General features: G+C 37.7%; 10 protein-coding genes. 5 read left to right on the forward strand and 5 right to left on the reverse strand.

What is annotated here, in order from left to right:
• Positions 1-253: 253 nt before the first annotated feature.
• Both PQ456_RS11825 and PQ456_RS11830 read left to right on the forward strand, forming a co-directional pair.
• Complete coding sequence (locus tag PQ456_RS11825; protein WP_273612459.1) at positions 254-1,957, forward strand: methyl-accepting chemotaxis protein; 1,704 nt, start codon at positions 254-256, stop codon at positions 1,955-1,957.
• Between the two features lie 26 nt (positions 1,958-1,983).
• Positions 1,984-3,684 (forward strand): methyl-accepting chemotaxis protein, encoded by a 1,701-nt coding sequence (locus PQ456_RS11830; RefSeq protein ID WP_273612460.1) that lies wholly within the window; start codon positions 1,984-1,986, stop codon positions 3,682-3,684.
• Between the two features lie 104 nt (positions 3,685-3,788).
• Here PQ456_RS11830 and PQ456_RS11835 read toward each other — a convergent pair whose 3' ends face one another.
• Positions 3,789-4,469: a serine/threonine protein kinase gene (locus PQ456_RS11835; RefSeq protein WP_069328818.1), complete on the reverse strand. Its 681-nt coding sequence runs from the start codon at positions 4,467-4,469 to the stop codon at positions 3,789-3,791.
• A 236-nt stretch (positions 4,470-4,705) separates the two neighbouring features.
• Here PQ456_RS11835 and PQ456_RS11840 point away from each other — a divergent pair, with 236 nt between their 5' ends.
• On the forward strand, positions 4,706-5,938 hold the full coding sequence (locus tag PQ456_RS11840) for an aminopeptidase (protein ID WP_273612461.1): 1,233 nt from the start codon (positions 4,706-4,708) through the stop codon (positions 5,936-5,938).
• 167 nt (positions 5,939-6,105) lie between these two features.
• Positions 6,106-6,693 carry an imm11 family protein gene (locus PQ456_RS11845; protein ID WP_273612462.1) on the forward strand — a complete coding sequence of 196 codons (588 nt, stop codon included), beginning with the start codon at positions 6,106-6,108 and terminating at the stop codon, positions 6,691-6,693.
• A 34-nt stretch (positions 6,694-6,727) separates the two neighbouring features.
• Here PQ456_RS11845 and PQ456_RS11850 read toward each other — a convergent pair whose 3' ends face one another.
• Both PQ456_RS11850 and PQ456_RS11855 read right to left on the reverse strand, forming a co-directional pair.
• Positions 6,728-7,579 carry a hypothetical protein gene (locus PQ456_RS11850; protein WP_273612463.1) on the reverse strand — a complete coding sequence of 284 codons (852 nt, stop codon included), beginning with the start codon at positions 7,577-7,579 and terminating at the stop codon, positions 6,728-6,730.
• Positions 7,580-7,797: 218 nt separating this feature from the next.
• Positions 7,798-8,940: a zinc-dependent alcohol dehydrogenase gene (locus tag PQ456_RS11855; RefSeq protein ID WP_273612464.1), complete on the reverse strand. Its 1,143-nt coding sequence runs from the start codon at positions 8,938-8,940 to the stop codon at positions 7,798-7,800.
• 173 nt (positions 8,941-9,113) lie between these two features.
• On the opposite strand from PQ456_RS11855, the gene PQ456_RS11860 reads away from it, so the two are divergent.
• Positions 9,114-9,893 (forward strand): TraR/DksA C4-type zinc finger protein, encoded by a 780-nt coding sequence (locus tag PQ456_RS11860; RefSeq protein ID WP_273612465.1) that lies wholly within the window; start codon positions 9,114-9,116, stop codon positions 9,891-9,893.
• 200 nt (positions 9,894-10,093) lie between these two features.
• Here the strand turns inward: PQ456_RS11860 and PQ456_RS11865 are convergent, their stop codons facing one another.
• On the reverse strand, positions 10,094-11,446 hold the full coding sequence (locus PQ456_RS11865) for an MATE family efflux transporter (RefSeq protein WP_273612466.1): 1,353 nt from the start codon (positions 11,444-11,446) through the stop codon (positions 10,094-10,096).
• A 364-nt stretch (positions 11,447-11,810) separates the two neighbouring features.
• A complete protein-coding gene (locus tag PQ456_RS11870; protein WP_273612467.1) occupies positions 11,811-13,136 on the reverse strand; it encodes a hemolysin family protein in 1,326 nt (441 codons plus the stop codon).
• Positions 13,137-13,338 lie beyond the last annotated feature (202 nt).

Genomic DNA, 13,338 nt, shown 5'->3' on the forward strand with positions numbered 1-13,338 from the left:
TTTTTTAAAAAATTTGCCGAAATATAATTTGTTACAACAATAAAATGTTAATAAATGCTTTTATTCAGGGATTTATAGGTATTTTTCTAGTTACCATTTTAATATTAATGTTTGCTTAAAAATACATTAAAATACATTTAATGAAAAAATGTTTAAAAATCTATCGACATATTCGACAAAATGTGAGATATTTACATTACTTAAAAACCAAGACTTATTAACTACTAATTATTAATGGAATGAGATGAAGCTGATGAAACATTTAAAAGTACAAACCAAAATTATAAGCTTAACGTTACTCAGTGCATTGTTTATGATTATCGTTGGATTTGCAGGTTACAAAACAACGGATCTTATGTCTACCGAATCTAATGAAATGTATAACCAGAATGTCCGAGCCATTAGTGATGTAAGTCAGATCATTATTGATAATAGAACAATTGAAGCAGCATTACTTGAATTTATTATTACTACAGATAAAGATCGCAATGCAGCATTAGACTCTTCGATCAAAGAACGTTTGACCCAAAATCAAACTTTATATACAGATATGAGTACGATCACTCTTACTCCAGAAGCAACCAAGCTCTATGATACTTACAGCAAGTCACTTACAGATTACACTTCCAAAATTGAAGAAGTACTCCAAAATGCATCACAAAATAATAACACTGAAGCTTACCGTATCTTCCAAACCGATGTCGAACCATTACGCGTTAGTATGAATGATACAACCAAAGCACTAAATGCTTTACTAAAAAAAGAAGCACAAAACAATAATGAACAAGCTATACATCTAGCATCTGTTGCCAAATTCGTATTGATTATTGTATTTGTTGCTGGTGCTCTAATCTCTGCTCTTGCAGGTCTTTGGATTAGCCGTATAATCAGTCGCCCTCTCAAACAGTTACAACAATTAATGGGTAGTGCTGGTGAAGGTGATCTTACCGTTAACGGTTCTTATCAATCTCGTGATGAAATTGGACAAGTGACCACTTCATTTAATGCGATGATGACTAATGTAAGAGATATTATCCGTAAAGTTGATGAAAGTGCGATGACGTTATCTGCTTCTTCAGAAGAATTAACAGCAAGTGCAGATCAGACAGCCCAAGCAGCAGAACATATTGCAGTGGCTACCAATGAAATGTCTACCGGAATCGAATCTCAAGTCGAATCTGTTAACCAGGTCAACCAATCAATCGGCTTGATGTATGAACGTATGGGTCATGTAGCAGCAATAAGTAACGAAGTTAATCAAATGACAGAACAAATGAATGCTGATGCCAAAAATGGACTAAGCGAAGTTACCGAGATTACCCAGTTAATTCAAGGTATAGCTCAAGATATGCAAGATAATCTAGCCGTTATGACTAATTTGAATGACAAATCCAATCAGATTAGTATTGCTTCATCTGCAATTCAACAGATTGCACAACAAACGAATTTGCTTGCTCTTAACGCTTCGATTGAAGCAGCTCGTGCAGGTGATGCAGGTAGAGGATTTGCGGTAGTTGCTGAAGAAATTCGTAAACTTGCTTCCAGTACAGCGGATTCTTCTACATTGATCTCTAATATGGTTCAGTCTATTCAACATGATAGTCATATGGCGGTTGAACAGGTTCATAAGTCGTCAGATAGTATTCAAAGTACAGTAGCTAGTAGTACTCGTGTAAACACAGCATTTGAAGCGATTCAACATTCTGTTAGTAATACAACAGAGAAAATTATTCGTACAGGTTCTTTGATTCAAGAAGTTGCTAAGCAATCCGAGACGATTGCAGAAGCTATGGGACATGTAAGTGCAATATCAGAAGAAAGTTCTGCGGGTATCCAACAGACAGGCGCTGCAAGTGAAGAGCAATTGTCTACAATGGAAGAAGTCTCAAGTGCAGCACGTTATTTGGCTGATTTAGCTGAGAACTTACAAACAACTCTTGCCCGCTTCAAAATATAATATATATTCAGTCAGGAGAAAATAGCATGAGAAATTGGAAAGTTAGAACTAAAATCATTACGCTTATTGTAGTAAATCTACTCGTTTTAGTGATGTTAAGCGCTACAGGCACATTAATGACTAATCAAATGTCCAAAGTCGCTTCAAATATGTACGAAGTCAATATGCGCTCTCTTACGATTATGGATCAAATTATTATGAACTATGGTGATAATGCCGCTAGCCTTCTTGAATTAATGCAGACGACTGATCCAACCGTTAATAAAAGTTTGATGAATCAAATTAATGTCACTGCGGCCAATAATAAAGAACAATTTGAAATGATGGGACAAATGACATTGAGTCCTTCGAATCAAAAGTTAGCCGCTGAACTGGTTCCGTTAGCAACAGCATTTTCAGAACAACGCGATAAAATCGCCGCATTAGCAGCCGCTAACCAGAATCAACAAGCTTTTCAAGCCTATGCGAATCTTAATAGCCAACGTACTCAGCTAAACGAAGTACTGAATGCTATGCGTACTAATCTTATTGATGAAGCAGGCAATGCCAAAGTAGCTGCTGATCAACAATATAGCCAATCCCAATGGATTACAGGCATTCTATTTGTAATAGGATTGATTATCTCCCTACTACTAGGTGGTTGGATCGTACGCTTGATTGTACGTCCTCTCAACAATGTAACACAATTAATGACTAATGCTTCAGATGGTGATCTTACAGTTCATTCCGACTACGCATCCCGAGATGAGATTGGTCAATTGTCTGCTGGATTCAATACTATGATATCGAGTATTCGTGAAATTACGAAAAAAGTAGACGAAAGTGCAATGACTCTCTCTGCTTCATCAGAACAATTAACAGCTAGTGCTGAACAAACAGCCAAAGCTTCTTCCCATATTGCTACTTCTTCTGGTGAATTATCAACTGGATTCGAATCTCAAGTCGAAACGGTTAACCAGGTAACGAATGCAACAAATGAAATGACCGATAAAATGAAACAGTTACAAACAAGCAATAAAAATGTTCAAGCACTTACGAATCATATGGAAGAAACCGCTGGTAATGGAATTAGTGAAGTGCAAGAAATTACCCATTTGATCAATAATCTGGCAAGTAATATTCAGGATAACTTGAATGTATTGACTAGCTTGAACCAAAAATCAGATGAGATTGGACTAGCTTCACAAGCGATTCAACAAATTGCCAAACAAACCAACTTGCTTGCTCTAAATGCTTCAATTGAAGCGGCTCGTGCCGGTGAGTCTGGACGCGGATTTGCAGTCGTTGCAGATGAGATTCGCAAACTTGCAGAAGGTGCAGCACAATCTTCTACGCAAATTACAGCATTGATCTCAGATGTACAATCAGAAAGTCAAAAAGCAGTCGAACAAGTTCATACGTCTGTAAGTAATGTACAAGCCGGGGTTCAAAGCAGTGAACGTGTAAATGTAGCGTTTGAAGCGATTCGTCAAGCGGTTGCAGATACTGTAGAACAAATCGGTGGCACACGTTTGATGGTTGGATCTATCACTGTACAATCTCAACAAATCTCTGAAGCGATGGAACATTTAAGTGCTCTATCTGAACAAGGCTCAGCGGGTATTCAAGAAATGAATGCTGCGAGTGAAGAACAATTATCAACTATGGAAGAAGTATCTGAATCTGCTCGTTACCTCTCTTCACTTGCTGAAGATCTTCAACAACTATTAGCTGGATTCAAACTTTAATTTGCAACTTGCTTTGGTTACGCTTTGATTTCTTTTTAACTGTCTGCTTTATTATAAAAAGGAAGCTCTCTACAAGATGATGTAGAGAACTTCCTTTCTTTTTTTTATTTCATATATTTAGAGAACAGTTCGCCTGCTCTTTTCGCAAATTCTTCAAGATCGATATTCGTTTTACCTAGACGTGAATACCAATTTTTGACCGTATCGAGTACCCATGACGGAATACTTTTCCCGGATATCCGACTATAAAATTGATAATATGCCCATACGAGATGATCCCAGCGCTTATCATCACCTTTTTGAATATATTCAGACACATCAATTACTTTAGCATGTCCATTTTGTACAATTACATTTTTTAAATGAATATCCCGCGGATTCAGACCAATGCTACGTACATACTCTCTAGCAGCTTCTACATCCAAAATGACTTGCTCGGGAACTTCAATCCCTTGTAACAAACAATCTTGTAGTGTCGGCCCTTCTTCATAACTCATTACCAGATAGTTCGTACCTCTACCATAACAGGTCGGAAAATAAGGTGAACCTGCTAATCGCTCATATACAAATACTTCAGATTGAATTTTATCAATCGCTTCCGGTGTAAACAGCTTAAAGGCATACTCAGGAACTTGATCATACGTAAATACAGCCGCATCTGTTCCTATCCCTATACATCGTGCTCCATCTGCATAACCAGATATAACTACCGGATCATTATCATCACTACCACTGACACCTATGCGGCGTAATGCTTCTTCTGCTACTCTCCAATCGGATACCATCCAGATTGCCCCTCTCTTACCTCACATCAACCGATAACGGATTCATAATAAATATATCAATTTATACAGTATTCTAGACCATTTTTTTAAAGAAACCAAATTTTATTTTTGGATATGGAAATTTATACATTTATACATTTTGTTTTCTTTGTGAATAGATTCCTGTAAAATAGATAAGACGGATCATAAAATGATTCTTTGACACATTTTTGTATTTGAAATGGAGGAATTTATCAATGTCAGATTTTCAGAGCAAATTAGAACAGTACGCCGAACTTGCGGTACGTGTCGGTGTTAATATACAGCCAGGTCAGCGTTTGGTGATCAATGCTTCGATTGATGCTGTTGAATTTGTACGTGTAGTGACCAAAAAAGCATATGAAGCTGGTGCTGTTCTTGTTAAAGTCAATTGGAGTGATGATCAAATCGCACGTATGCGTTATGATTTGGCTCCAGATGAATCATTTGAAATTGGTCCAAAATGGTATGCTGCTGAAATGGAAGAACTTGCAGTAGATGGCGGAGCGATTTTGCATGTCGTTTCAGATGATCCTGATTTGCTCAAAGGAGTTAATCCAGAACGCATTTCTACCTATCAAATGACTGCAAATAAAGCATTAGCTAAATATCGTGAATATGTACAATCTGAAAAATTAAGCTGGTCGATTGTTGCTGTACCTTCAGAAGCTTGGGCTGCTAAAGTATTCCCGGATGTAGCTAAAGAAGAACAAGTATCTGCTATGTGGGATGCGATCCTCAAAGCAGTACGTGTAGGTAATGGCGATGCGATCGAAGCATGGGAAAAACATGTTGAATTATTAAATACCAAATCCAAATATCTAAATGATAAAGCATACAAACAATTACATTATGTTGCACCTGGAACAGACTTAACGATTGGACTTCCTGAAGGTCATCTATGGGCAGCAGCAGAAAGTACAAGCGAACGTGGATTTACATTTATGGCAAATATGCCAACAGAAGAAGTATTTACAGCTCCACTGAAAAGTGATGTTAATGGCTATGTAAGTAGCACTAAGCCATTAAGTTATGGTGGTAACATTATCGACAACTTCAAATTAACATTCAAAGACGGTCGTATTGTAGGTATAGAAGCACAGCAAGGACAAGATACATTAGAGCGTCTGGTAAGTATGGATGAAGGTTCTCACTATCTTGGTGAAGTTGCATTAGTGCCTCACAAATCACCGATCTCTGAGTCCAATATTCTTTATTACAATACATTGTTTGATGAGAACGCTTCGAATCACCTTGCGATCGGTAGTGCATACGCATTTAACTTGATCGGTGGTAAAGAATTGTCTCGTGATGAATTGAATGAACGTGGACTGAATAACAGTCTTACTCATGTCGACTTTATGATTGGTTCCGGTGAAATGGATATCTATGGTATCACTAAAGACGGCGAAAAAGAACCTGTATTCCGTCAAGGCGAATGGGCATTTTAATGTTATTTCTTTGATTATCTATCCGTAGTGTGTTCATTCATATGAATAACGATAAAAGACCTGTCATTTGTGATATGACAGGTCTTTTATTATAATTATTTCAGCACATTTTCTCACAATACATAGAACCAAAGATATTTCAGAGTTGAAAGGAATGAATACACGCTATGCAATATTATGTTTTGGAATATCAGTATCCACGCAAAGGATTTATTTCAGGAGGAGCTACATTCCTGCCTGCACTGGATCAATATTATGATCCAGACCACACAGAATTACCAACACATACGACTGCTGAAGTCATCTTGGATTCTAACTTGAGAAAAATGGATGTTGATTTCTTCTATACGGGTAATAGAGCTACTGTTGTATCCGATGCATGGAAGCAACTGCTAGAACAATGGAATGTAGTCGCACAGTTTATCCCTGCACAGATATACTATTATAATCAGGAGCCTGTACCGGGAACATACTGGATTGCTCATCGATTAAAGTCTCTCGATTGTGTCGATTACGAACAATCTCAATATGCTGGCAAGAAACTGGTTCTACGCTCTATCGAGCAACCACCTCGCCGCATAGCCAAAGGATTTGAGCAAATTATACTGGATGAACAAAAAATCAAACAAGATGAATTTTTCACACTAGAATATACATACATTTCGAATCCGATCATTTCTGAGAAGCTATATCAGGAGATCCAAAAACACAAATTAAAAATTCATGCAACACCGATTGAGCAGTTCAGACCTTAACTTTTCGATAATACTCAATACCGATCGATCTTTGTTAATTCTTCATCCGGCTCATTCGTCGTCCACATACCAGTGCAAGCATCCGTACATCATGCATTAATGCGGCATATTCTTCTGTTGATAAAGCTTGAGTCGGTGTAGGATAGGTGCTGGCTTGATTATTTTCAGCCGTAGACTTCAATTCTAATAATAATCCATCCGCTCCTACTGCTACACAGGCTTTGGTCAGTGAGTTAAGCGTATTTCCATTAGAGATACAATGTACAGGATAAGCAATAACAGGTAGATGAGTTAATTGGCGCAATTCTGGAATCGCAGCTATATCTAGCGAGTTATATTGTATATTTTCAAAAGGGCACATACTTCCTTCACATAAAATAATATTGGGGTTACCATGAGATAATAAATATTCAGCGGCTCCTAACAAATCTTCATACGAATCTTGATGGCTACGCTTCAAAATAATCGGGCGCTTCACACTACTTAATCGGCGTAATAATAATTGATTACGTAGTAAACGAATATCAATAGCAATCAGATCCGCATATTCTTCACATATTTTCAATTGTTCATGAGCTGTTACTTCGAGCATTGTCAGTAGTCCATATTGATTGGCTACACGTTGTAATATACTCATTTTACGAAATGGAATGCCTTCATTCTGCTCTTTCCAATGACCGGCGATGATTTGTGCTCCTGAACGACTAATCGCAGCGGCATCTTGCTCCATTTCGATTCTTGATTCTGCTTCTGTCGACACAATCGCTACAAAGCGCCCCCCACCAAACTGTACTTCTCCTATTCGAATAATACTGTCTGGTTGTTCAGGCTTGCGCAAAGATAATGTATAAAACGCATGGTGAAATGCGGGAAGAGAGATATTCATTTCAACGCTTCCTTTCAGAAATAATAATTCGAATAGCAATAATCAAGTTTACTTTTCTTTCTCTAATTGAAAATGATTATCATTATCAAATTATAAGATGAACATATCGCTTTTGCAAGATCAGAGCACAAAAAAAGTGCAGACTCCACAAGGAATCTACACTTTTATAATCGATGAGATACATATTGTTAACGGCTAGTCTACTGATTAATAACCTATTATGGTTTCAGTACGACTTTGATACAGTTCTCTTCTTTGCTATCAAACACATGATAACCATGCTCTGCTTCATCCAAAGAAAGACGATGAGTGATAATATCAGCAGCGCTGAACTGTCCTGTTTGAATTTGTTTGAACAACTCTGGCATATAGTGAACTACAGGTGCTTGACCCATTTTCAACTGAATATTACGTTCAAATAAGTGACCTAGTGGGAATTGGTTATAGTTCAATCCATATACCCCTGTTAATTGAATCGTACCGAATTTGCGTACTACATTACTTGCTAATTGGAAAGCTCCTAGTGAACCGCCTTGAATTTTCAAAGCAGTTTCTACTTTCTCAATCGTTGATTTCTCTGCATCTAGACCTACACAGTCGATAACAACGTCTGCTCCACCGCTTGTAAGTTCAATCAGATATTGATCTGCATCGCCTACATCTTTGAAGTTAACCGTTTCTACATTATTAGTACGCTTCGCATGAGCTAGACGATAATCGATATGATCGACAGCGATAACGCGTTTTGCTCCTTTTTGCCAAGCGAATTTTTGAGTGATTAAGCCGATTGGACCGCAACCAAGTACGATAACCGTATCGCCTTTTTTCACGCCAGCGCTTTCAACACTCCAGTACGCCGTTGGGATAACGTCAGACAAGAATAGCACGTCTTCATCAGGAACTTCCAAACTATCTGGAATAACAAATGGTAAGAAGTTACCGTATGGTACACGTAAGTATTCTGCTTGTCCACCAGCGAATCCGCCATAAGTATTGGAATAACCGAACATTGCGCCTGTATCTTTTTCAGGATTCTCATTTGCATTATCACATTGACTTTCCATTTCGTTTTTACAGAAGAAACATTCACCACAAGATACGTTAAAAGGAATAATAACACGATCGCCTTTTTTCACTTTGGTTACTTCTGGCCCTACTTCTTCTACGATTCCCATTGGCTCATGTCCGATAACATAATCTCCATCCATACCCGGGATATTACCATTAAATATATGCAAATCAGATCCGCAAATTGCTGTAGATGTAATACGGATTAGAACATCATCTTGTTTTTGTAACTTCGCATCTTCTACCTCTTTGACTTTAACTTTACGCTTACCTTGGTATGTTAGTGCTTTCACATTAATTCTCCCCTTTCAAATTTTAATGTTGCTAGTTTTGTATTAACCAAACTTTCCCTTTTATTAACAAGCGATTGATTTTGAGTGTAGTAGGGTAATTGGAGAATAGATTATACAAACTAACATATACTTAATAACTTGACGATAACTCGTTTTGAAAGGGGCAATATCCAATGAAACATTTAACATCTGCACAAATTGAGGAATTGAAAAATAGTCTTTTAGAAGATAAAGAGGCACTTGAACGCCATTTTAATATGGAAAATGATACAACTGATGGCCAAGTTGAATCTGAGCTTGATTCTACGGGTGAATTGTCTTCTGTAGATAACCACCCTGCTGATTTGGGTACAGAAACATATGAGCGTGAACGTGATATGGCTATCGACGACAATATGGATGATAAGCTAGATCAAGTCAATGCTGCACTACAACGTATCGAAGATGGCACATATGGAGTCAGTGAAATTAGTGGTGAGCAAATTCCTTTTGAACGTCTACAAGCACTGCCTTATACGACTATGTTAGTCGGTGAAAGTGCTGAAGAAGGCGGCGGTGTGAATGATTACCGTCCTATCGAGGAAGATTTGATTACACCTGCTGCTAAAGGTGCTGGTGAAAACCGTCAAAGTCATACCGGTAAATTCGATGATGCTGGCGCATGGCAAGCTGTCGAAGAATATGGTGTAGCTGATTCACCTGCAATGTCTACACAACGTGATGTAGAAAGCTACAACGAACTTGCTGAAGGTGGAGAAAATAAAGACACTGGCACTGTAGAAGATATTGAGAAGTTTGCTGGTAACGATATTGAAGGCGGTCAACGTCATGTACAGCGTGGTGAAGATTTAGACCGTTATGTAGCTGATGATGAAGGCGATACCGAGTTACAGGTAACGGAAGAGGACGAAGAAATCGACGCTGAAAGCGAAGATGCAGATCGTCGTCGCTAAGTCGTTACATCGTTATAATGAATTTTATACTTCATTTTTAAGTATATAAATATAAAAAATAGCCACAACTCTCTTCTATTTCTGTTAAGAGGGTTGTGGCTATTTTAGTGTTTACTTTTATACTTCTACTCTTCTATTCTATACGTTGTTATCATTTTTATATTAACATATCAACTTTTCTATTCTTTATCTGGTTTCTTTTACGCTACGATACTTTCCAAATCAGGCTGTAATTTGTTACGCAATATATACAGCATGATAGCTCCTACCAGAAATGCCACGACATCCGAAATAACCAATGACCAGATCACTCCGTGAAATCCATTTATTTGATTAGCGATATACAATACAGGGATCAATGTTATCCCTTGAATAATAGACATCACAAATGCCGCAGTTCCTTGCGCGGTTGCTTGAAAAATACCTGTAAATAATACAGTGATTCCAGTGATAAATAAAGATAAAAACGTTACGTGTAGAATATAACTTCCCATTTCGATCAATTGTATATCTTGTGTAAATAACCCTATTAAATGATCTGAAATCAAGTAAACAACAGCACCGAATACAGTCGCTAATATCACAATCATTTTAATCGTAAATGTAATCGTTTGTTTCATCCGTTCTTTATTTGCTGCAAAATTAAAAGCAATCATGGGTACAATACCTTCACACAATCCCATCAAAATAAATTCAGGAAATTGCAGCAAACGTGATGAAATTCCAAATCCAGCTACAGCTTGTTCTCCATATTCGATCAGAAAACGATTAAAAATTAAAGACATGGCTCCCATAAAAAGACTCATAATAAACACCGGTACTCCAATTTTGAATACATTGCTTACTATTTCTGTATTGATTTTGAACACTTTGATTGAAACCGTCAAAAACTGACTACTGTATCTGATATGAAAAATATAATATGCACTTGCTACTAAATTAGAAATAACTGTAGCAGAAGCCACTCCAATAATACCCCAATGAAAAACGAAAATGACTACCATATCCAGAATAATATTTACAATCACATTCAAAATCATACCCATCATCGAAGTAGTAGCTGCACCTTCAGAACGTACAATATTTTCAAGCATAAAAAATAATAAAATAAACGGTGAACCAGCAAGCATAATCATGACATAGTCTTTGGTAAACGCAAATGATTCTGAATTAGCTCCCAAAAAATGCACGATGGGATCAAGCAAAGGAAGTCCGAATACTACCACCAGTAAGCCCAGTATTAGACTACTATAAAAAGCAAACGAAGATACATGTTTGACATCGTTATATCTTTTCTCCCCTAATAAGCGAGAGATAAACGCCCCGCTTCCTATCCCTAGCAAATTGCCTAACGCCATAATCACCGCAAATAAAGGTAATGTTAATGCTAGTGCAGTTAACATCGCTGTATTGTGGAGTGTACCAATAAAATACGCATTTAAAATCGAATAGATTACACTCATCGACATTCCTAACATCATCGGCACAGCAAAATGAGCTACAGACTTTGCAATAGGCGCTTCTTCAAAGTAATACAGATTTTTGGCATCCATATCAATCACTACTTTCTTTTATTATTTATTAACAAATAGACGGTTCGCTACAACCTTATGCATAGCTCAATAGCTACAAGGCAGAAGAGAGATTATTTATCTAATTATACCTAACACCGTTAGATTATATCTTACAGTGTTAGATGATATCATCTATATCGGCATCTGTAAAGAAAAAACTTACACTGTTAGATAAAAAGAATTAAAGTATATTTTTTATCTGCAAAAACTACCTTTATAGCCTCCGAATATAAAAAAAGACATAAACGAAAATGCTCGCTTATGTCTTTGAGATGTATATGTAATAAAAGAGCAAATGACTGATCACTTCAGTCATTTGCTCTTTGTTTTACTTGCAAGATGTTCAGGCTCCTGCCTGATTATGAGTTGTTGCGAATTGCGTAATGACTAATTTCACCCTTGAAATACGCTTCTGTTCGGTCTCTTCGATCACAAACAGATGTCCTTCATGTGCCACACTTTGCCCGGTTTGCGGAGGTAAAGACTCCACTCGGGAATACAGCCAACCACCAATGGTATCGTATTCTGTCGAATCCAAATCCAATGAGAACCGTGTGTTGATCTCCTCAATTAACATCATTCCATCAATGGAGTAAGTCATATCATCAATAGGCTCTACAGCTGGACGCTCATGGTCAAATTCATCCTGAATTTCGCCGACGATTTCTTCCATAATGTCTTCAAGAGTTACTAGACCCGCTGTACCACCATATTCATCAATCAAAATTGCAATCTGTGTTTTACCACGTTGCATGAGCTTCATCAGTTCACTAATTTTGATTGATTCAGGTACAGCTATAATGGGACGGATCAATTTGGCTGAATCTACACTTTGATAACGCATCAAATCTTTAATATGCACAAATCCGACAATATGATCTTTGTCGCCATCGCATACAGGATAACGAGTACGCATTCCTTCAAAAGCCAGTTCCAAATTTTCTTCTTTGGAACCATGTAGACTCAGACAGATCATTTCTGTACGTGGGATCATGATCTCATGGGCGGTTGTATCAGCAAATTCGAATATATTATCAACCAGCGCCAGTTCGGTATTATCGATCAGTCCGCTCTTGTTGCTTTCCTTCATAAGTATACGTATTTCCTCTTCTGTGTGAGCGGAATCTTCTTCAGAGACCGGAGCAATACCAAACATTTTGAGTAAAGCGTTCGCCATGCCGTTCAACACCCAGATAAAGGGATACATGATTTTATGGAATAAGAGCATCGGTGCTGCTGTCCATAAGCTCACGACTTCCGCTTTGCGAATCGCCAGAGACTTCGGAGCAAGCTCTCCAAGTACAATATGCAATACCGTGATTACAACAAAAGCAATCACAATAGAGACAGTGTGTACAGCTACATCATTATTCCAGCCAAATGCCGTAAATATAGGTCTGATCAGGTCAGCAATTGCTGGTTCACCAATCCACCCCAATCCAAGCGATGCCAGTGTAATCCCTAACTGACAAGCAGAAAGGTAAGCATCCAGATTGTTTACGATCGTTTGCGCAAAGCGCGCTCTTTTACTACCACCATCGACTAATGTTTCTAATCGACTACTGCGAATTTTAACCATTGCGAATTCAGCCGATACAAAAAATCCATTGAGCATCACCAGAAATGCCACCAAAACTAAATTAAGTAAACTGGGTAAGGGGTCAGTCAAGTGTATATCCCGTACTGTCAAATTGATAGACAGTTACGGGTTCACCTCCTTCGTATATTTGTTTTTTGAATTTGCCGCCACATCACATGCACCGTCATTTTCCCAAGTGTCCTCACTCCCTTCTTTTAGTTATGTATGATTATACATGTTCCTTACTTTATTATATCGTCTCAAACCCTCCCGTCAAATGCTCTATTCATCC

This window comes from Paenibacillus kyungheensis, assembly GCF_028606985.1.
Taxonomy (GTDB): Bacteria; Bacillota; Bacilli; order Paenibacillales; family Paenibacillaceae; genus Saccharibacillus; species Saccharibacillus kyungheensis.